The organism is Sphingomonas sp. AC435, from assembly GCF_979253005.1.
Genome location: NZ_CEEDCJ010000003.1, coordinates 61,595 through 81,670, shown reverse-complemented (window position 1 = coordinate 81,670; position 20,076 = coordinate 61,595). Strand labels below are relative to the sequence as shown.

The 20,076-nt window shown below is 67.2% G+C and carries 20 protein-coding genes; 13 read left to right on the top strand and 7 right to left on the bottom strand.

From position 1 onward, the window contains the following. Window positions 1-113 precede the first annotated feature (113 nt). Complete coding sequence (locus AC0CH8_RS06775; protein WP_465239222.1) at window positions 114-1,304, bottom strand: acetylornithine transaminase; 1,191 nt, start codon at window positions 1,302-1,304, stop codon at window positions 114-116. A gap of 337 nt (window positions 1,305-1,641) precedes the next feature. Here AC0CH8_RS06775 and AC0CH8_RS06770 point away from each other — a divergent pair, with 337 nt between their 5' ends. Further along, window positions 1,642-2,049 (top strand): hypothetical protein, encoded by a 408-nt coding sequence (locus AC0CH8_RS06770; RefSeq protein ID WP_465239221.1) that lies wholly within the window; start codon window positions 1,642-1,644, stop codon window positions 2,047-2,049. 119 nt (window positions 2,050-2,168) lie between these two features. Here AC0CH8_RS06770 and AC0CH8_RS06765 read toward each other — a convergent pair whose 3' ends face one another. Further along, window positions 2,169-3,002, bottom strand: a complete 834-nt coding sequence (locus AC0CH8_RS06765; RefSeq protein WP_465239220.1) for a PEPxxWA-CTERM sorting domain-containing protein — start codon at window positions 3,000-3,002, stop codon at window positions 2,169-2,171. A 151-nt stretch (window positions 3,003-3,153) separates the two neighbouring features. On the opposite strand from AC0CH8_RS06765, the gene AC0CH8_RS06760 reads away from it, so the two are divergent. Then, window positions 3,154-3,987 carry a TIGR00266 family protein gene (locus AC0CH8_RS06760; protein WP_465239219.1) on the top strand — a complete coding sequence of 278 codons (834 nt, stop codon included), beginning with the start codon at window positions 3,154-3,156 and terminating at the stop codon, window positions 3,985-3,987. Between the two features lie 38 nt (window positions 3,988-4,025). Further along, window positions 4,026-5,450 (top strand): hypothetical protein, encoded by a 1,425-nt coding sequence (locus AC0CH8_RS06755; protein WP_465239218.1) that lies wholly within the window; start codon window positions 4,026-4,028, stop codon window positions 5,448-5,450. A 79-nt stretch (window positions 5,451-5,529) separates the two neighbouring features. Here the strand turns inward: AC0CH8_RS06755 and parE are convergent, their stop codons facing one another. Then, window positions 5,530-7,506 carry a DNA topoisomerase IV subunit B gene (gene parE, locus AC0CH8_RS06750; RefSeq protein ID WP_465239217.1) on the bottom strand — a complete coding sequence of 659 codons (1,977 nt, stop codon included), beginning with the start codon at window positions 7,504-7,506 and terminating at the stop codon, window positions 5,530-5,532. Between the two features lie 151 nt (window positions 7,507-7,657). Between parE and cobA the strand changes: the two genes are divergently transcribed. Genes cobA through AC0CH8_RS06725 form a run of 5 tightly spaced genes read left to right on the top strand, consistent with a single transcriptional unit; the run spans window position 7,658 to window position 11,611 of the window. After that, window positions 7,658-8,461 carry a uroporphyrinogen-III C-methyltransferase gene (cobA, locus tag AC0CH8_RS06745; protein ID WP_465239216.1) on the top strand — a complete coding sequence of 268 codons (804 nt, stop codon included), beginning with the start codon at window positions 7,658-7,660 and terminating at the stop codon, window positions 8,459-8,461. Continuing rightward, window positions 8,458-8,754, top strand: a complete 297-nt coding sequence (locus AC0CH8_RS06740; RefSeq protein ID WP_465239215.1) for a DUF2849 domain-containing protein — start codon at window positions 8,458-8,460, stop codon at window positions 8,752-8,754. Before cobA ends, AC0CH8_RS06740 begins: the two co-directional genes overlap by 4 nt. A 47-nt stretch (window positions 8,755-8,801) precedes the next feature. Beyond that, window positions 8,802-10,433, top strand: a complete 1,632-nt coding sequence (locus AC0CH8_RS06735; protein WP_465239214.1) for a nitrite/sulfite reductase — start codon at window positions 8,802-8,804, stop codon at window positions 10,431-10,433. Beyond that, window positions 10,426-10,860 (top strand): DUF934 domain-containing protein, encoded by a 435-nt coding sequence (locus tag AC0CH8_RS06730; RefSeq protein ID WP_465239213.1) that lies wholly within the window; start codon window positions 10,426-10,428, stop codon window positions 10,858-10,860. The genes AC0CH8_RS06735 and AC0CH8_RS06730 overlap by 8 nt, the downstream gene beginning before the upstream one ends. Continuing rightward, window positions 10,853-11,611: a phosphoadenylyl-sulfate reductase gene (locus AC0CH8_RS06725; protein ID WP_204199635.1), complete on the top strand. Its 759-nt coding sequence runs from the start codon at window positions 10,853-10,855 to the stop codon at window positions 11,609-11,611. Before AC0CH8_RS06730 ends, AC0CH8_RS06725 begins: the two co-directional genes overlap by 8 nt. A gap of 324 nt (window positions 11,612-11,935) precedes the next feature. Here AC0CH8_RS06725 and AC0CH8_RS06720 read toward each other — a convergent pair whose 3' ends face one another. Further along, a complete protein-coding gene (locus AC0CH8_RS06720) occupies window positions 11,936-12,610 on the bottom strand; it encodes a hypothetical protein (protein WP_465239212.1) in 675 nt (224 codons plus the stop codon). A 166-nt stretch (window positions 12,611-12,776) separates the two neighbouring features. On the opposite strand from AC0CH8_RS06720, the gene AC0CH8_RS06715 reads away from it, so the two are divergent. Next, window positions 12,777-13,880, top strand: coding sequence for a helix-turn-helix transcriptional regulator (locus AC0CH8_RS06715; RefSeq protein WP_465239211.1), 1,104 nt, complete (start codon window positions 12,777-12,779; stop codon window positions 13,878-13,880). A gap of 189 nt (window positions 13,881-14,069) precedes the next feature. Here the strand turns inward: AC0CH8_RS06715 and AC0CH8_RS06710 are convergent, their stop codons facing one another. Next, window positions 14,070-14,369: a hypothetical protein gene (locus AC0CH8_RS06710; protein WP_204199638.1), complete on the bottom strand. Its 300-nt coding sequence runs from the start codon at window positions 14,367-14,369 to the stop codon at window positions 14,070-14,072. Between the two features lie 134 nt (window positions 14,370-14,503). After that, the gene (locus AC0CH8_RS06705) at window positions 14,504-15,994 is read right to left on the bottom strand and encodes a replicative DNA helicase (RefSeq protein ID WP_204199639.1); all 1,491 of its coding nucleotides are present in this window, start codon (window positions 15,992-15,994) and stop codon (window positions 14,504-14,506) included. A 70-nt stretch (window positions 15,995-16,064) separates the two neighbouring features. Between AC0CH8_RS06705 and AC0CH8_RS06700 the strand changes: the two genes are divergently transcribed. Genes AC0CH8_RS06700 through AC0CH8_RS06690 form a run of 3 tightly spaced genes read left to right on the top strand, consistent with a single transcriptional unit; the run spans window position 16,065 to window position 17,666 of the window. After that, the gene (locus AC0CH8_RS06700) at window positions 16,065-16,547 is read left to right on the top strand and encodes a UPF0262 family protein (RefSeq protein ID WP_465239585.1); all 483 of its coding nucleotides are present in this window, start codon (window positions 16,065-16,067) and stop codon (window positions 16,545-16,547) included. Further along, window positions 16,540-17,217, top strand: coding sequence for a GH25 family lysozyme (locus tag AC0CH8_RS06695; RefSeq protein WP_465239210.1), 678 nt, complete (start codon window positions 16,540-16,542; stop codon window positions 17,215-17,217). Before AC0CH8_RS06700 ends, AC0CH8_RS06695 begins: the two co-directional genes overlap by 8 nt. Next, window positions 17,214-17,666 (top strand): cytidine deaminase, encoded by a 453-nt coding sequence (locus AC0CH8_RS06690; protein ID WP_465239209.1) that lies wholly within the window; start codon window positions 17,214-17,216, stop codon window positions 17,664-17,666. Before AC0CH8_RS06695 ends, AC0CH8_RS06690 begins: the two co-directional genes overlap by 4 nt. A 55-nt stretch (window positions 17,667-17,721) precedes the next feature. On the opposite strand, the gene AC0CH8_RS06685 is transcribed toward AC0CH8_RS06690, so the two are convergent. Beyond that, window positions 17,722-18,885, bottom strand: coding sequence for a cellulase family glycosylhydrolase (locus AC0CH8_RS06685; protein ID WP_465239208.1), 1,164 nt, complete (start codon window positions 18,883-18,885; stop codon window positions 17,722-17,724). A 153-nt stretch (window positions 18,886-19,038) separates the two neighbouring features. Between AC0CH8_RS06685 and AC0CH8_RS06680 the strand changes: the two genes are divergently transcribed. Next, window positions 19,039-20,043 carry a family 43 glycosylhydrolase gene (locus AC0CH8_RS06680; RefSeq protein WP_465239207.1) on the top strand — a complete coding sequence of 335 codons (1,005 nt, stop codon included), beginning with the start codon at window positions 19,039-19,041 and terminating at the stop codon, window positions 20,041-20,043. Window positions 20,044-20,076 lie beyond the last annotated feature (33 nt).

The window sequence follows — 20,076 nt, the reverse complement described above, 5'->3', positions numbered from 1 at the left end:
GCAGGGGGAGGTGGCGCGCGAAGCGCGACGGAGGGGTGAAACCCTCCGTTACGACGCGAGACACCCCTCCGTCAGGCTGCGCCTGCCACCTCCCCTTCCAGGGGAGGAGCGTTTCAATCATCGCTGACGGGGACATACACCCGCGCCGCATCCGACAGTTTCTGCGTGAATTCCGCGACATGGCTGTCGTCGATCACCAGCGGCGGCAGGACGCGGACGACGTTGTCGCCCGCCGCCACGGTCAGCAGCCCGTGATGATCGCGGCAATGCGCGACGAAGCGGCGGCTGTCGCTCTTCAGCTTCAGCCCGAGCATCAGCCCGCGCCCGCGCACCTCCTGAAACAGGTGATCGTGATTGGGGATCATCTGTTCGAGCGAGGCGCGCAGCCGCTCGCCCATCTGCGTGACGTGGTCGAGGAAGCCTTCGCCATGGATCACGTCCAGCACCGCCTCGCCCGCCGCCATCGCCAGCGGGTTGCCGCCATAGGTCGAGCCGTGCGTTCCCGCGACCATGCCTCGCGCCGCCTCTTCGGTCGCGAGGCAAGCGCCGAGCGGGAAGCCGCCGCCGATACCCTTCGCCACCGCCATGATGTCGGGCGTGATGCCGTAGAGTTCGTGCGCGAAGAACTTGCCGGTGCGCCCGTAGCCGCACTGGACCTCGTCCAGCACCAGCAGCAGGCCGTGCTCGTCGCAGGCCGCGCGCAAGCCGCGCAGGAACTCCTCGCTGCCCGCCATCAGGCCGCCTTCGCCCTGGATCGGCTCGACGAGGAAGCCGGCGGTGTTGTCATCGACCAACGCCAGCGCGGCGGCGAGATCGTTGAAGGGCGCGTATTGGAAGCCGGGCAGCAGCGGCTCGAAGCCGTCGCGCATCTTCGCCTGATTGGTGGCGGAGATCGTCCCCAGCGTGCGGCCGTGGAACGCGTTGTTGAAGGTGATGAGGGTATGACGCTCCGGATTGCCGCCCGCGAAATGATAGCGGCGCGCGGTCTTGATCGCGCACTCGACCGCTTCGGCACCCGAATTGGTGAAGAACACCGTGTCGGCGAAGGTCGTGTCGACCAGCCGCTGCGCCAGATGCTCCCCCTGCGGGCTGCCATAGAGGTTCGACACGTGCATCAGCGTCGCCGCCTGATCGGCGATCGCCTTGACCAGATGAGGATGGCCGTGGCCGAGCGCGTTGACCGCGATGCCGCTGGCGAAATCCAGATACTGCTGGCCGTCCTCGCCGTACAGGTAAACGCCCTCGCCTCGGACCGGACGCACCCCGCACCGCGGATAGACGGGCATCAGGGGGGTGATGGTCACGACGACGACTCCTTCAAACAGCAAAGGGCGGCCCCGAACCGGACCGCCCGACATAGACGATACCGGGGGCGGTAGTAGGGCGTCAACACCGGGTATCGCCCGGCGAAACCAGTGGAACTGGCGAATGGTCGCAAAGGTCACGGGAGAACGCGTTAAGCCGGGACCATTCCATAGTGGGTGGAACAACAGACCCGGAAGGGCTGCCAGATGCGACCCGTCTACAACGTAGGCGATATAAATCACGCACCGTGTGCAGAACACCGCAGGCGGCGAATTTCACTGGCAGCTATCGTCTTTCACCCGTAACACCGCGCCGAGTAATTCGGGGAGCCGTTCGGTGTTGAAAACGATGCTGGCGCTGGTCGCCTTGGTCGCCGCGGCTTCGGCCCCTGCTCAGACCACCGATGCCGGCGGGGCCTGCGCGCGACTGGCTGCGCAGACGGGGCTGAAACAGCAGAGCGATGGCAGTTGGCGCGCGAACATGCTGGGCGGCGTGGGAGCGGCCCTGTTCGGCGGTACGACCGGCGCGACGTTTCAGGTGCAGCCGATCGAGGGATCGACGGCGGAGCAAGCGCTGGAGAAGGCGTGTCAGCAGGAGGAAGCGGCCATCGCCTGCCGCGTGTCCGGTCCTGCGAGGATCATCGTGGGCACCAAGCGCGGCAACGCATCCGTCGACCTCGCCAGCGGCGAAACCGCCGAGGTCGGCATGAAGGGACGCTATCTGACCTGCCGTCCCGGCAAGTGAAGCAGGTCGCCCCTACCTGAAGGTCCGCCGGTGCTTACGGGACTGGCACCGTTGTCTGACGGGTCGCTCTCGTCGTGGGGCGCCTAAATCGCCAGCGCCAAAGGCCCGTATCCGAAGCTTCAGGCGAGTGCTGGCGCGCTACGGCGGCGGCGGGTCGCGCCGCCGACGAGGCCGACGCCGACGATCATCATCGCCCAGGTCGTGGGTTCAGGGACGACAGCGATCGCGTCGAGCATCTCGGTGGCGAAGAAGGGCTTGAGATCGCCGCTGGCGTCAGGCGCGAAGAAGAGGGCCTTGCCGCCCGACACCGAGGTCGCGGCGCCGTAGCGGAACCGGGTGACGCCAGCGGTCAACGGGTCGGCGGCGATCTGCGCGCCGGTGGCGTCGAACGTTCCGCAGCAGCCGATCGTATCGTCGACCAGACGGATCGAGGAACCGATGCCGGCGAGCAACCCGTTGGCGATCGCGTTCGCTTGCGATCCTTCGGTGAAGGCGGGAGCGGGTAAGGTGCTGTTGATAATCGACGCCTCGCCGACCAGCAACAGGCTGCCGCCGCTGCGCACATAGCGCTCGATCGCCATCATCTCGTCGCCGGCGAAGGCGTCATTGCGGAACTGGAGCACCAGCAGGCCCGTGCCGGCGAGGATGTCCGTAGTGATGTCGCCCGCCGTCTGAACGACGTCGACGCCGGCCGTTGCGCGGTAGAAATTTGCGAGATTGGCGTTGACGAAGCTGGGGAAACCCGGAGGCGAAAAGCTGCGCTCCGAAATCACCACGCGCGTCGCCGCGCCGCGCACATTGTCGTAGAAGGCGCGGTTACCCGTGTTGCCCGCATCGAAGGCGTTCAGCGAAAAGGTCGGCGTGGTATCGCCACCCACCACCAGCGTTCCGGCATCGGCCGCCCCGGACAGAAGGGTCGTGGCAAAGGCGAGCGCCGCAAACATCTTACGCATCAGAATCATCCCCCGTTTGGGCGGACGCTAAGACGAGTCCCGAACAAGTGTCAATTTGGGGTTAACGTCCCGATGCGGGACATAGAGCATGGCGCGTGCGCCGGCGCTTGCGCTAGGGACGCGCGCCGGTTTCATTGCGGAGAATGCAGTCATGACCTCTTCCCCCTGGGCTCACCACCGTAGCAGCGGCGTTGCCGACGATGTCGAATTCGAGATCAAGGGACAGGAGTTGCAGTTCGTCGAGATCGAACTCGATCCGGGTGAAAGCGCGGTCGCGGAAGCCGGTGCGATGGTCTGGAAGGACGCGTCGGTCGACATGACGACGGTGTTCGGCGACGGGTCGGGCGATAGCGGCGGCGGGTTCATGGGCAAGCTGCTCGGCGCGGGCAAGCGGCTGGTGACGGGGGAGAGCCTGTTCACGACCGTCTTTACGCATCAAGGCCGCGGCAAGGCGCGGGTCGCGTTCGCCTCCCCCACCCCCGGCTCGATCCTGCCGCTGAACCTTGCCGATCTGGGCGGGACGCTGATCTGCCAGAAGGACGCGTTTCTGGCGGCGGCGAAGGGCGTGTCGATCGGCGTCCAGTTTCAGCGGCGGGTGATGACCGGCCTGTTCGGCGGCGAAGGCTTCATCATGCAGCGGCTGGACGGTGACGGCTGGGTGTTCGTGCAGATGGGCGGCACCGTGGTGGAGCGCGAGCTGCGCAGCGGCGAGGAACTGCACGTCGATACGGGGTGCCTGGCGGCCTATACGCCGTCGGTCGATTTCGATCTGGTGACGGTCGGCGGCATCCGGACGATGTTCTCCGGTGGCGAGGGCGTCTTCTTCGCGCGGCTGCGGGGGCCGGGTAAGGTGTGGATCCAGTCGCTGCCCTTCTCTCGCCTCGCCGGCCGGATGCTGGCGGCGGCGGGTAGCCGCGGCGGGCAGAATCGCGGCGAGGGTTCGGCGCTGGGATCGCTGGGGGACTGGATCGGCGGAAACGACTGATGATGTCGCAGCGTGGCGGGGCGTTCTATAACTCGGGAATGCCTCGCCTGCTCGTCATCGTGCTGGCGGCGCTGCTGACGCGGGCGCTGACGCTGGGCAACCCGATCCTGTATTCGGACGAGGAATTTTATTTCGCCGCCGCGCGCGCGATCGGGAACGGGGCGGTCCCGTTCGTCGACATCTGGGATCGCAAGCCGGTCGGGCTGTTCGCGCTATACCTGCTACCCGCCGCACTGGCGTGGCCGTGGGGTATCTGGCTATACCAGGCTATGGCGCTGGCGAGCGCGGCGGCGACGGCGTGGCTGATCGCACGACTGGCCGACCGAGCCGGCTGGGTCCGGGGCGGGACGGCGGCAGGGGTCGCATATCTCGCATGGCTGACCGTCGCAGGCGGTCAGGGCGGGCAGTCGCCGGTCTTCTACAACCTGTTCGTCGCGGCGGCGGCATGGTTCGCGACACGACCGGAGGCGCGGGCGCGCGACGCGACCGCGGCGATGCTGCTGGTCGGCATCGCGATCCAGATCAAATACACCGCCGGCGTCGAGGGCGTGTGGATCGGCCTGTGGCTGATGCACCGCTGCCAGTGCGAGCGGGGCGCGTGGTCGGCCGTCGCACGCGGCGCGCTGCTGGTCGGGATCGCGCTGATCCCGACGCTGGCGGTGGCGCTGTATTATGTCGCGATCGGAAGTTGGCCGGCGTTCTTCTACGCCAATGTCCTGTCGATCCTGGGGCGGCGGCCGGATGCATTCGGGGAGCTGGCGGGCAATCTGGCGATCTGCGCCGCGATCCTCGGGCCGTTGCTGGCGATGGCGGTGCTGCGGGGGCCGGTGGAGGGCGGCGATGTCCTCGTCCGCCGGTTCCTCAAGGGCTGGCTGACCGCCGCGCTGATCGCGTTCGGGCTCGTGGCGCCGTGGTTCGACCATTATACGCTCCCGGTCATGGTGCCCGCGGCGGCGCTGGCGGCGGGTTTCCTGGCGCGGCCGGACTGGCGGCGCAGAGGATACGGACTCGTCGCGCTGGTGATCGTGATCGGGCAGGTGTCGCTGGTCGTCGACCGAGTCCGACGCGGGACGCCAGCGCAGTTCGCCGCGCTGGTGCGCGCGGTGGGGGGCGGGCCGGGCTGCCTCTACGTCTATTCCTCCACGGCGATGCTGTATCCGGCGACCGGCCGCTGCTCGCTGTCGCGCTACGTCTTTCCCAGCCATCTGACGCGACTGCGGGAACAGGGCGCGATCGGCGTCGATCAGGCGACGGAGCTGCGCCGCGTTCTGGCGGCGGGGCCGGCCGTCGTGGTCGTCGGGCCGCCGTACAGGGGGGAGCGGGCGGACGTCCGGGCGCTGGCGCTGGCACTGATCGCGCGCGAATACCGGCTCACGACGCGGGTGACGCTGGGGCGAAAAATGGTGGCGGTGTATGCGCGGCGCGCGCCTGGATCTGGAGGGGCGGTGGCGCGCTTCGACTGAGGGCCGCGGGGTCATCCTCACCATTCCCAACGGCTAAGCCGGCCGCACCCTTCCCTCTCCCAAGAGGGAGATAGCGTTTTCAAGCGTCGAGCGATTCCTCGTCCAGCCGGGCCGCATTCTCCTGGATAAAGGCGAAACGGTGGGCGGGATTGGTGCCCATCAGGCGGTCGACGAGGTCCTTCACCCCTGCCCGCTCCTCATATTCCTGCGGCAGGGTAATGCGGATCATGCTGCGCGTCTTCGGGTCCATCGTCGTTTCGCGGAGCTGGCCGGGGTTCATCTCTCCCAACCCCTTGAAGCGGCCGACATCGACCTTCTTGCCCTTGAACGCGGTCCGTTCCAGCTCGGCGCGGTGTGCGTCGTCGCGGGCGTACAGCGACTTCGTGCCCGCGGTCAGCCGGTACAAAGGCGGCTGCGCCAGATACAGGTGCCCGCGCCGGACAATGTCGGGCATTTCCTGAAAAAAGAACGTCATCAGCAGCGTCGCGATGTGTGCGCCGTCGACATCGGCGTCGGTCATGATGACGACGCGTTCGTAGCGGAGCAGGTCGGCGTTGCAGTCCTTGCGCGTACCGCAGCCGAGCGCGAGAGCGAGGTCGGCGATTTCCTGATTGGCCATGATCTTGGCCATCGTCGCGGATGCGACGTTCAGAATTTTACCGCGAATCGGCAGGATCGCTTGCGTCTTTCGGTCGCGCGCCTGCTTCGCCGAACCACCCGCCGAATCGCCTTCGACGATGAACAACTCGGTCCCGGCGGGATCGTCCGCCGAACAGTCGGTCAGCTTGCCGGGCAGGCGCAGCTTGCGCGCGGACGTGGCGGTCTTGCGCTTGACCTCGCGCTCCGCCTTGCGGCGTAGCCGTTCGTCCATCCGGTCGAGGACGTAGCCGAGCAGCGCCTTGCCCCGCTCCATATTGTGGCCGAGCCAATGGTCGAAATGGTCGCGGACGGCGCGCTCGACTAGGCCGGCGGCCTCCGGGCTGGTCAGCCGATCCTTGGTCTGGCTTTGAAACTGCGGTTCGCGGATGAAGACGGACAGCATCAGCTCGCTGCCGACCATCACGTCGTCGGCGGTCAGGTCCTTGGCCTTCTTGTTGCTCACCAACTCGGCGAAGTGGCGCAAGGACCGCACCAGCGCCTGCCGCAGCCCCTGTTCGTGGGTGCCGCCGTCGGGAGTCGGGATGGTGTTGCAATACCAGCTATAACTGCCGTCCGACCAAAGCGGCCACGCTACCGCCCATTCGACGCGGCCCTGATCGCCCGGAAAATCCTGTCGCCCGGCGAAGAAGTCGGTCGTCGCACATTCGCGCGTACCGATCTGTTCGCGCAGGTGATCGCCGAGGCCGCCGGGGAACTGGAACACCGCTTCTGCCGGGGTGTCGCCATCGATCAGTTCGGGCGCGCATTTCCAGCGGATCTCGACGCCGGCGAACAGATACGCCTTGGAGCGCGCGAGCTTGTATAGCCGCTGCGGCTTGAAGTTCAGTTCCGGCCCGAAAATCTCCGTGTCCGGCGTGAAGGTCACCGAGGTGCCGCGCCGGTTGGGTGTAGCGCCGACGGTTTCCAGCGGACCGAGCGTCACGCCCTTGCTGAAGCGCTGGCGGTAGAGAACGCGTTCGCGGGCGACTTCCACCACCGTATCGCTGGACAGCGCATTGACCACGGACACGCCGACACCGTGGAGACCGCCACTGGTGGCATAGGCTTTCCCGGCGAACTTGCCGCCGGAATGAAGTGTCGAGAGGATCACCTCCAGCGCCGATTTGTCGGGAAACTTGGGATGCGGATCAACCGGGATGCCGCGGCCGTTGTCGACCACGGTCAGGCGGTTGCCCGGTTCCAGCGTGACCTCGATACGGGTGGCGTGACCCGCGACGGCCTCGTCCATCGCGTTGTCCAGCACCTCTGCGGCGAGGTGGTGCAGCGCGCGCTCGTCGGTGCCGCCGACATACATGCCGGGACGGCGGCGAACGGGCTCCAGTCCCTCCAGAACCTCGATCGACGATGCATCATAGGGGGTGCCGGATTGCGGCGCAGCGAACAGGTCCTCGGCCATGCGCGAACGTATGGGGTACGGTGGGGCGGAGGGCAAGTCGGGCGATTCGAACTCCCTCGCCTCCGACGAGAATAGCGGGTGAAGCCCAACTAGCCCTTCGCCAAGCAGATGTGCCTCGCGCCACGCCGCCCCGGGCGCCATCTCCGGGATCATGGCAACGTTACTCGATCCGCAGGCGCGCGGGCGCGTCATCCTCGTCGGGGCGGGACCGGGCGATCCCGGCCTGCTGACCGTGCGCGCCGTGGAGGCGCTGAAGACGGCGGAGGTGGTCGTCCACGACGGGCTGATCGATCCGCGCGTGCTGGATCTGGCACCCGCGACCGCGCACCGCATCTCGGTCGCGAAGACGCGGGCGCGCCATACCTTGCCGCAGGACGCGATCAACGCGCTGATCGTCGCGCATGTGAAGGCGGGCAGCGTCGTCATCCGGCTGAAGGGCGGCGACCCGTTCGTGTTCGGTCGCGGCGGCGAGGAGGTCGAGGCGGTGCGCGCCGCCGGCCTGCCGGTCGAGGTCATTCCCGGAGTCTCGGCCGCGCTCGGTTGCGCAGCGGAGGCGATGCTCCCGCTGACCCACCGCGATCATTCCAGCGCGGTCAGTTTTGTTGCGGGCCAGTGCAAGGGCCTGTCCGAACAGGACTGGTCGGGGCTGGCCGGCCAGGGCCGCACGCTGGTGATCTATATGGGCGTCGCGACCGCGTCGGACATCGCCGACAAGCTGATGGCGGACGGCGTCGCGCCGGACATGCCGGTCGCGGTCCTGGAGAAGGGCACGCAGCCGGGGCACCGCGCGATGAAGACGCTGCTCGCCGATCTCGGCCCGATGGTGACGCGGGAGGCAGTGCGTAGCCCGGCGATCATCGTCGTCGGCGAGGTCGTCGAGCTATCGGACGCGGAGGACAAGCTGGCGCGCTGGGCGCGCGTCGCCGCAGCCGTTGCGGTGGAGGATGCGGCATGAAGCTGCTGACCGGGAACGACCTGCCCACGGGCGACGTGATCTGGTGGACCGGCTCGGGTTGGTCGCGCCATGTCGAGGATGCAGACGATGTCGGCGCGGACGGCGAGGCGATCGGCCGCGCCGAAGAGGGCGCGCGGCGGGTCAACGGACCCTATGTGATCGACGCGACCGCGACGCCGGAGGGGCCGCGGCCGGCGCATATCAAGGACCGCATCCGCGCGCTCGGTCCCACCGTGCGGCCGGACCTGACGCTGAAGCCGGCGGACCCGGCGGCGGGGAGTTGGGTGATATGACGATGCCAACGGCGCTCCTCCCCGGCACGCCGGGGAATTGAGGTAACATGTACAAGTACGACGAGTATGATCAGGCGATCGTTGATGCCCGCGTGGAGGAATTCCGCGATCAGGTGCAGCGTCGCCTGTCCGGGCAGATGACGGAGGACCAGTTCAAGCCGCTGCGGCTGATGAACGGTCTGTATCTGCAGTTGCACGCCTACATGCTGCGCGTCGCGGTGCCGTACGGCACGCTCGACGGTCGGCAGATGCGGATGCTGGCGCATGTCGCGCGCAAGTACGATCGCGGCTACGGCCATTTCACGACGCGCCAGAACATCCAGTATAACTGGATCACGCTGAACGATGCGCCGGACATCCTCGCCGAGCTGGCGACGGTGGAGATGCATGCGATCCAGACGAGCGGGAATTGCATCCGCAATATTTCGTCCGACCAGTTCGCCGGCGCCGCCGCCGATGAAGTCACCGATCCGCGCCCTTGGGCGGAACTGATCCGGCAATGGTCCACCTTCCACCCGGAATTCAGCTATCTGCCGCGCAAGTTCAAGATCGCGGTGATCGCCGCCGACGAGGATCGCGCGGCGATGCGGCTGCACGACATCGGCATCCAGCTGTGGGAGCGCGACGGCGTGCTGGGCGCGAAGATCTTCGTGGGTGGCGGCATGGGCCGCACACCGATGATCGCACATGAGATCAGGGACTTCGTCACCGCCGACGACCTGATGAGCTATCTGGAGGCGTGCCTGCGCGTCTACAATCGCTACGGCCGGCGCGACAATATCTACAAGGCGCGGATCAAGATCCTGCTGCACGAGATCGGCCCCGACGAATATCGCCGGCAGGTCGAGGAGGAGTTCGTGCTGGTCAAGACACTGGGGCTGGACCCTCCGGCGGCGGAGCTGGCGCGGATCACCGCGATGTTCGCGCCGCCCGCGTTCGATCCGGCGGCCTCTGCGGAGGTCGACCGTTCGGACCCGGATTTCGCCGTCTGGCTCGACCAGAACGTCCGGGCGCACAAGCAGGCGGGATACGCGATCGTCACGATCAGCCTGAAGCCGACCGGCGGCATCCCCGGTGACGCGTCGGCGGATCAGATCGATGTGATGGCCGATCTGGCGGAGCGGTACAGCTTCGACGAATTGCGCGTCACCCATGCGCAGAACATCGTGCTGCCGCATGTCGCCGCGCGCGACCTGTACGCGGTGTGGCAGGCGCTGACCGAAGCGGGTCTGGCGGAGGCCAATCTGGACCTGATCGGCGACATCATCGCCTGCCCCGGCCTGGATTACTGCGCGCTGGCCAATGCCCGCTCGATCCCGCTGGCACAGAAGATCGCCAACCGCTTCGCCGATGCGGGACGGCAGCGCGATCTGGGCGAGCTGAAGCTGAAGATCAGCGGCTGCATCAACGCGTGCGGCCACCACCATGCCGGGCACATCGGCATCCTCGGCGTCGACCGGAAGGGCACGGAGAACTATCAGTTGCTGCTCGGCGGGTCGGGGGCGGAGGACGTGTCACTCGGCAAGATCACCGGTCCCGGCTTTTCCGAAGACGGCGTGGTCGACGCGATCGAGCGCGTCACCGACCGCTATCTGGCGGAACGGACGCCGGGCGAACGCTTCCTCGACACCTATCGCCGGGTCGGGATGGAGCCGTTCAAGGAGGCGATCTATGGTTGATGCGGCCGATCTGCGCTTTCGCGACGATGCCCCGCATGACGGTCCCGCGGTGACGCTCGATGCGTTCCTGGCGGGCCAGACCAACGCCACCGCGGTGCGGCTGGAGGCGGGTGACGATGCGCGCGCGCTGCTGCCGCACATGGAGCAACTGGCGCTGGTGGAGGTCAGCTTTCCGACGTTCCGCGACGGACGCGGCTATTCGGCGGCGCGTATTCTGCGCGAGGCGGGCTATGCCGGCGAACTGCGCGCGGCCGGCGACGTGCTGGTCGACCAGTTGCCGTTGATGCGCCGCTGCGGGTTCGACAGCTTCGCGCCCGAGGCGGAGATCGACGCCGACGCGCTGACGCGGGCGCTGGACCGGTATGATTTCCGTTACCAGCGTGCGGCGGATACGACGGTGCCGGTATGGAAACTGCGTCATGGCTGAGGCGGCACGCGTCCTCGACATGATTGATGCGCGGCCGGCGTTCACGGCGGCGGATGCGGCGGCGATGCAGGTGCGGTTCGACGGCGTCGAGGCACCGGAGATGCTACGCCAATTGCTGACCGGCGAACTGGCGGGGCGGGTCGCGTCGGTATCTTCGTTCGGCGCGGAATCGGCGGTGCTGCTTCACATGGTCGCGAGCATCGATGTCGACGTGCCGGTGATCTTCACCAACACGCAGAAGATGTTCGGCGAAACGCTGGCATACCGCGACGAACTGTCCGAGCGACTGGGCCTGACCGACCTGCGCGTGTTCCGGCCCGACCCGCGGCGGCTGGCGGCGAAGGACAAGACGGGGTTACGCTGGTCCTACGATCCCGATGGCTGCTGCGACCTGCGCAAGGTGGAACCGCTGCGCCGCGCGCTGTTGCCGTTCGACGCGTGGATTTCGGGCCGCAAGGGCTTCCAGTCCGGCACCCGCATCGCGCTGCCACGGTTCGAGGAGGATGAGGGGCGGCTGAAGATCAACCCCCTCGCCGACTGGCCGAAGGAGCGGCTGGAGGCGTATTTCGCGGAGCACGACCTGCCCCGGCATCCGCTGGAGGCGCAGGGCTATCTGTCGATCGGCTGCGCACCCTGCACCAGCAAGGTCGCACCGGGCGAGGACCCGCGATCGGGCCGCTGGCGCGGGTGGGACAAGGTGGAATGCGGTATCCACGTGTCCAGCCCGTCGGGGGAAGAGCCGGCGTTCTAGGGCGGCGGCTATCGTTCCCCGAGCCCGGAGCGTCATCCCAGCGGAAGCTGGGATCTTCGTCGTAGCGGGACGACCTCTCCTCAAGGAGATCCCAGCTTCCGCTGGGATGACTGGGTGCGATCCCCGCTCTCGACCGGAGGCTGGGACGACAGCGCCAGGCCGAGCTTACGGTCGGATCGCTGAACTAACCGGCTAGGCTCGGCGTAGCGCCCGCGAAAAAGGCCGGGTCACCGCGATCGCGGTGCCCGGCCGAGGTCTCCCCCTGGAGATCGGGCGATCGGGTCTGCGGCCCCGACTCCGCAGACCCGTGCCCAGTGTCGGCTGTCAGAAACGATAGCCGATGCTGAACTGTACGATCGGGTAGAGCTTGTAATCGTCGACATCGTCCTGAACGTCGCGGCGCTCCGCTTCGAGATTGGCGCGGAACGCGGCGTTGTTGGACAGCGATCCCGTCGAGGTAAATTCACGGATCCTGACCGATCCCTGGAACAGCACGCCGGCGTCGAAGCCGAACATGAAGCCGCGACGGTTGCCGCCGCTCCAGCCGACCGTCACCGCCGGGGCGAACTTCTTCACCTCGGCGCGGCCGCGCAGCGTCCCGATCTGCGCCGGCGTATAGGTCTCGTCACCGACGTCGACGTCGGTCGCCGGCGTCGCGCTCACCCGCGCGCGGTTCTTGTTGATGCGCGCGCCCGCAGAGATGCGGAAATGCTCGCCCAGCGGGTAGATGTCCGCCATCAGGCCATAGCTTTCCAGCTTCAGCTTGCCGTCATAGGTGATGTCGTCCGGATCGATATCGCCGCTGACGCCCAGGAACGTGGCGCTGGCGCGGACACCGACATGGTCCGAAAAGCGGGCGCCGACTTCCGGCCCGACGCCCAAAGTACCGCCGGTCACGGCCGCACTGAACCGGATGCCCCCATCCGATCCCGCATCCTGCGCCATCGCCGGCGTTACGACACCGATCGCCACTGCGGCGATCAAGTATTTCACTAACATCAACATTTCCCCCGTTAGAACAAAACTTGTCCTATCCCCGCCCGGCTTTTGCGATGCGGCGACGCGCCGCGCATGTCCCATTTGGGATAAGCCACCTTGCAAATCCTATATTTAGATGCATTTTCGAACATTCCGGCGTGGGGACGTCGGATGGGGGGGAATACGCATGACGCCGGACGCACAGGCGCTGGTCGAACGATTTCGACAAGCTGCGATGGGCATGACGAGTTGGGCCGACTCGTTGGAGACGCTTGCCCGCGCGACGGGCGGTGCCGCGGCGCAGATCGCGGCGATCGATCCGCGCCGGGGGCTGTTCGTCAACCTGCTGTCCGATTTCGGTCGCTACGTCGAACATGACTATCTGCGCGCCGGCGGGGCCGATCCGACGCACAATCCGCGCACGCGGGCTGCAATCGAGGGGCCGGCGTTCCGATGTCGGACCGACCGTGATTTCACGACGGACGCGATGCGCGATCGCTTGCCGATCTACACAGGCCTGTTCACCGATTACGACATCCCGCATTCGTGCATCGTGCCGCTGGGCCACACCGGCGACAGCGCGCAGATGGCGATGGCGGTGCTGCGGCCGGCGCGCAGCGGCGACGCGGGCGACGAGGAACGCCGTCTGCTGGAGGCGGTCGCTCCCGCCATCGCCGCGACCTTGGGTGCCAGCCTGATGCTCGGCACCGCGATCGACACGGCGCTGGTGCGCACGGCGGAGCATCTGTCGGGCCCGACGATCCTGCTGGGCTTCGACCGCAAGCTGGCATCGCTGTCGGCGGCGGCGGAGGCGATCCTGCGCACGTCAAACCACCTGACGATCCGCTACGGTCGCGTGATCGCCACCGGTCCGGGGGCCGATGCTGCCCTGGACGCGGCATTCCGCGAGGTGACCTGTCCCGAACGGCCGATGGCCGGTCGCGTGTCCGTCGCGCTGCGGCCGGTGCGGGGGCGGGAGCCGGCGATCGTCGACCTCGCCCCATTGCCGACCCGGATAGAAGGACCGTTATCGGCCGCCCGCGCCGTGCTGACGATTCGCACGCAGCGGCGGAGTGCCGATCCCGTCGCGCTGCTCCAGGCGGCCTATGCGTTGACCCCGGCGGAGGCGGAGGTGGCATTGATGCTGGCGGAAGGACACGACATCGCCACCGTCGCTGCGCATCGGGGTGCGGCGACGGGCACCGTGCGCAATCAGGTCAAGGCGCTGTTCGAGAAGACGGGGACGAACCGTCAGACGGAACTGGTGCTGGCGATCCGGCCGTTTTGTTGAGGGTGGAGTCGCTGCAAGGCTTCTAAAGTTTGATACGAACCCAATCCGTTCGTGCTGAGCCTGTCGAAGCACAGGTGAAACCCATGCCCTTCGACAAGCTCAGGGCGAACGGATTGGGTGGATCGATCGTGCGTCATACCCCAGCCCCTCTTCAGGGGAGGGGAACTATACGATAGGATAACTCCGCCCCTACCCCCCGGCCTTGCCCAGCCGGCGACGATTCGCGCCGACCTTGCGCTGGTAGTGCTTCAGCACCTTTTGCGTGCCGGCCAGCGGCGTAGACCCGAGCCCGCCGGTCGCCATCGCGAATTGCAGTTCCAATGCAGCCTGCATCTTTTCCTGCATCATCAGACGTGTCTCGCGCTGGTCGGCGTCGCCGCCAGACGCGATCTTGGCGACGCGCATGCCGATCACCGCCGACGCTTCCATCCCCAGGGCCCAGGCGTCGAAGCCCGCTTTCGCCCAATCCGCATACGGCCATTTGTACATCCGGCACTCCCGATCCGCGGCGGACTGTCCGTCACGCCGCGATCGTTAGCACGTTGCGGGCCACGCGTCGCGCGCCGCCCGATCGATCCGCCTCAAGCGCGGCCTTCGATCTGGGGCCGTCGATCTGGGGCCGATCAATAGCCCGCATAATCGGAGAAGCGGGTGATCGTCGGGTCAAACTTCATCACCACCTTGCCGGTCGCACCGTGGCGCTGCTTGGCGACGATCAGTTCGGCGAGTCCGTAGACGCGCTCCATCTCGGTCGCCCATTTCTGGTGATCCTCGAAGATGCGGCTGTCGTCACCCTCGGTCGGGCGCTTCGGCTCCTTGGCGGCGATGTAGTAATCCTCGCGGAACACGAACCAGACCATGTCCGCGTCCTGCTCGATCGATCCCGATTCGCGCAGATCCGACAACATCGGCCGCTTGTCCTCGCGGCTTTCGACCGCGCGGCTGAGCTGCGACAGCGCCAGCACGGGCACGTTCATATCCTTGGCCAACGTCTTTAGCCCGCGCGAGATTTCGGAGATTTCCTGCACGCGGTTCTCCGAGCCCTTGCCGCCCGCGGTCAGCAGCTGGAGATAGTCGACAACGACCAGTCCGATCTCGTTATTATGCCGCCGCTGCAGTCGACGGACGCGGGTATGCAGCGCCGAGATGCTGAGACCGCCGGTATCGTCGATGAACAGCGGCAGATTCTCCAGCTCCGCCGCCGCCGCCGCCAGCTGCGCGAACTCGGCGCGGCTGATCTTGCCCATGCGCAGGTTTTCGGAGCTGATCCGCGCCTGTTCGGCCAGAATACGCGTGGCGAGCTGGTCGGCGCTCATTTCCAGCGAGAAGAACGCGACCTTCGCACCGACCGAATCGGCGGGCGCGATCCCGTCCGCCATGTCGCGCATCCAGCGGCGGGCGGCGTTGAAGGCGATGTTGGTCGCCAGCGACGTCTTGCCCATGCCGGGTCGGCCGGCGAGGATCATCAAGTCGGAATGATGCATGCCGCCGATCTTGGCGTTGATCGAGTCGAGGCCGGTGGTCACGCCCGACAGGTTGCCGCCACTGTTCAGCGCGCGCTCCGCCATCTTGACGGCCATCGTCGTCGCCTGCGCGAACGTCTTCGTCGCGTTTTCCGCGCCGCCGTCGCCCGCGACCTTGTAAAGCTCCTCCTCGGCCGCCTCGATCTGGGCGCGCGGATTGACCTCTTCCGACGTGTCCATCGCCCGGTCGACCAGCGTCCGGCCGACCGTCACCAGCGCGCGCAGCATGGCGAGGTCGTAGATCTGGGTCGCGAACTGGCGCGCGCCGATCAGGCCGGCGCCCGAGCCGGTCAGGCCGGCGAGGTAGGACGGTCCGCCCAGTTCGCGCATCGCCTCGTCCGCCTCGAACATCGGGCGCAGCGTCACCGGCGTCGCCAGCATGTCGTTGGCGCGCAGCGTCTTGATCGCCGCGAAGATGCGGCCGTGCAGTGGTTCGAAGAAATGCACCGGCTCGAGCCGGTCGACCAGATCGTCGGCCAGCCGGTTGTCGATCATCATCGCGCCGAGCATCGCCGCCTCCGCCTCGACGTTGCGGGGAAGCTGCTGCTCCACGACGGGGGTAGCGGGAGTCGGAAATGCGAGTGTGGCCATGCGCCGTGCTGTAGCGCCGTGGCCCGCCCCGCGCCATTGCCGGGGCATGCGGTTCACCGTAATCGGGGTCATGGCCGATCGCCGCATCATCGACGTCACGCTGGACGAGCGCACGATCCTGTGGCGATCCGCGGACGTCGAGCAGGAGCGGCGAATCGCGATTTTCGACCTGCTGGAGGGCAACAGCTTCGCGCCGCAGCGGCCCGCGCCGGACGGATACGAGGGCCCGTACCGGCTGGCGATCTCCGTCGAAGAGGGTCGGCTGGTGCTGGCGATCAAGCGCGAGGACGATACGCCGCTCGAAACGCTCATCCTGTCGATGGCGCGTTTCCGGCGGCCGATCCGCGACTATTTCGCGATCTGTGACAGCTATTACCAGGCGATCCGCGCCTCCACCCCGCAACAGATCGAAACCGTCGATATGGCCCGGCGCGGCGTCCACAACGAGGCGGCGGAGCTGTTGATGGAACGGCTCGACGGCAAGATCGCGGTGGATTTCGACACCGCCCGTCGCCTCTTCACGCTGATCTGCGTCCTGCATATCCGTGGTTAAAGTCTGGCATGCACTGGTGGGCGGGCTGGCGACGGTCGGCGCGCTAGGGGTCGGCGGCTGGCATCTCGTCACGCATTGGGCGCCGTCGACCGAGCGCTACAAATTGCAGGGGGTCGATCTCGGCGAGGATGCCGCCGTCCCCGAATGGCCGACGGTGCGCGGCCGCGGCGCGGATTTCGCGTATCTGGTCGCGACCAGCGGCACAGACCGTCGCGCGCCCAATTTCGAGACGAACTGGCAGGCTCTGCCCGACGCGGGGATGCGGCGCGGCGCGGTGCACCTCTACTCGCTGTGCCAACCGGCGGAGGATCAGGCGAACGCGTTCAACACGGTGGTGCCGCGCACCGGCGATGCGCTGCCCGCTGCGGTCGACCTGTCGTTCCGGGAGGATTGCGCCGCCCGGCCGGAGCGTACGGCGCTGATCGCGGAGCTGCGCCGGTTCCTGACGATCGTGGAGACGCACACGGGCAAGCCCGCCCTGCTCCGGATCGCGAAGTCGGTGGAACGTGAGTACACGTTGACCGCCGCCCTTGCCCGGCCGGTTTGGGCGACGGGCAATTTCTTCACGCCCGCCTACCCTGCGCATCCCTGGCAGATATGGCGCGCGACCGATATCCGCCGTGTCGACGGCATCGAAGGACCCGTGAATTGGGACGTAGTGGCACCATGACCGACACCGAAGCGACTCGCCTGATCGCCGCCGCGCGGGAGGCCGCGCGCCACGCGCACGCACCCTATTCGCGCTTTGCGGTCGGGGCGGCGCTGCTGATGACCGACGGCAGCATCGTGACGGGCGCCAACGTGGAGAATGCCAGCTACGGCCTGTCGCTCTGTGCTGAAACGGTGGCGGTCGCGACAGCCAGCGCCGCGGGACGATTGCGCGAGGTTGTGGCGGTGGGCGTGATCGGCGGCGCGATGGACGCCGACGGACTTGCCACCGGCACGGTGCCGGTCAGCCCCTGCGGCCGATGCCGTCAGGTGCTGAACGAGGCCGCGCAACTCGGCGGACGCGACCTGCCGGTACATTGCGGCGCGGCGCAGGGCGATGCGGTGCGCAGCTATCGCCTTTCGGAACTGCTGCCCGATGCGTTCGGGCCGGCGGATCTGGGGATCAGGTAGCGAACTTTCGTCATGCCGGGGCGAGCCGGCATGACGAAGGTTCGGGAGAGTGGCCTCAGCGCCGCTTGCGCGCCGGCGGCGGCGGAGCGGCAACTGGAGCCGGCACCACGCCCTTCGGCGCGGCAGCAAGGCGGCGGATCAGGTCGGTTTCGGCCGCGCGATACGGGGTGCCGTCGTTGCGGAACACCTCGTGGAACCAGATCGTCGGCTCGGCCATGACGTATGGCTTCTGCCAACTGTCCCACGGCAGCCGCGTCTGCGTCTTGCCGTCGACGAAGCCCCAGTTCATCGCCGCGACGTTGTAACGCTTGGCGATCGGCAGGCTGCCGTCGAAGGTCGATCCGTTGCCGCGCGCCATATATTCGGTGCACAGGATCGGACGACCATAGGGCAGCAACTGGCGGATGCGCCCCTCGAACGTCTCGGGCCAGTTATAGTCGTGGAAACTGATGACGTCCGACTGCGTCAATTGCAGCTTCTCCATCGGCGACGACTTGCCGTTCGGCGTCCAGTCGTTGCCCAGCCACACGCCCGAGGTCAGCGGCTGCGACGGATCGGCATCGCGTGCCCAGTCGAACACCTGCGCCAGCATCGCGCGGACCAGCGGCTCCTTGCCCTCCTGCCCCTTATACTGGTCCGCGCCATTATCGGGCTCATTCCAGACATCCCAGCCGAGGATACGATCGTCGGTCGCGAACGCGCGGATCACGCCCTGAACATAGGCCTTGTAGCCGGAATAGCGGCTGCGATCGCGCAGGCCGGGCATGCCGGGGCCCTGCACCCAGCCACTGTTGTGGACGCCGGGGATCGGCGGATGCTGAGGCCCCAACACGGGGTTCGGGTCCCAGCAACTGTCGAACAGCACGAACAGGGGCTTGATGCCGTGACGCTGCGCGATCGTCAGGAACTCACCTATGCGGCGCTTGAAGCCCTCCGCATCCTGCTGCCAGAGCTGATCGTGCAGGAACACGCGCATGGTGTTCATGCCGATGCCTTGCGCTAGGCCGAGTTCGTAGTCGATCCGCTTCGGGTCCCACGTCTCCGCCTGCCACATCTCCAGCTGGTTGATCGCAGTGGCGGGGGCGTAGTTCGCACCGACCAGCCAGGGCTGTTTCGCGTACCACGCACTGGCCTGCGCCTCCGTCCAGCGGCTGCGCGCGTCGGCAGGCGTTGCGGCCAGTGCCACGCTCGCCAGCAGGGTCGCCCAAAGGATCTTCATCGCGCCTCTTCCTCCAGTTCGCCGTCTATCGCGGCCTGATCGCTAAGCTCCGAGTATCACGGCATATTAGTCTTATAACAAGCCTCGATATTCCAGCGTCGCATGATATGCTGCACGAAAATACGTCATCCGAAACTTCGGGAGAGATATGCCATGCGCCCTGCCCTGTTCGGCCTGTTCGCCGTCCTGACCCTCGGCGCCGCCGCGCCGCTGCCGCGCGACGGCGGCACGCCCGGAAACCCGCAGTTCGAAGGCGCCGACCCGCACGCGATGATGATCGACGGCGAGCTATGGGTGTTTCCAACTGGCGGCCCCAAGGACCAGACCGGCACCGCGACCGGAAGCTGGGACGCCGACCGCTTCGGCGCGTGGTCGTCGCGCGACCTGCGGCACTGGACCGCGCGCGGCGAACTGATCCGGCGCGACCAGATCAAGTGGATCGGCGACGACGGGGCGCGGGAACATTTCCTCTGGGCACCCGGCATCGCGACGCGCAATGGCAAATACTATCTCTATTATTCGGTCGGGCCGCAGAACCCGACGCCCAGTCGGATCGGCGTCGCCGTCGGCGATCGCCCGCAGGGGCCGTACCGCGACAGCGGCAAGCCGCTCGTCACCGGCGGCAACGGGTTCGAAGCGATCGATCCGATGGTATTCGTCGATCCGAAGACCGGCGTCGCCTATTTGTATGCGGGCGGCAGCGCCGGCGCGAAGCTGCGCGTGTGGCAGATGGCCGACGACATGATGTCGGTCGTACGCGAGATGCCGGTCACGACACCGAAGAACTTCACCGAGGGCGCGTTCGTCAACTACCGCGCCGGCACCTACTACCTGTCGTACAGTCACGGCCGCTTCAACGGACCCGACTACTCCGTCCATTATGCCACGTCATCCTCGCCGCTCGGCCCGTGGCGGTACCGCGGCGCGATCCTGACGAGCGACGCGAAGCATCAGGGGCCGGGGCATCACAGCATCGTGCCGACGCCGGACGGGCGCACGCTGATCGTCTATCACCGGTGGGAGCAGCGCCCCGGTCCCGCCCCGTTCAAGGGCGAGCGCGTCGTTGCGATCGATCGGCTCAGCTATGGGAAGAACGGGGCGATCCTGCCGGTCCGGATGACGGACGGCGCGGCGGCCCCCACGCTGGCGACGCGATGATCCGTTTCCGCTCGGACAATTGGCTGTTAGGCT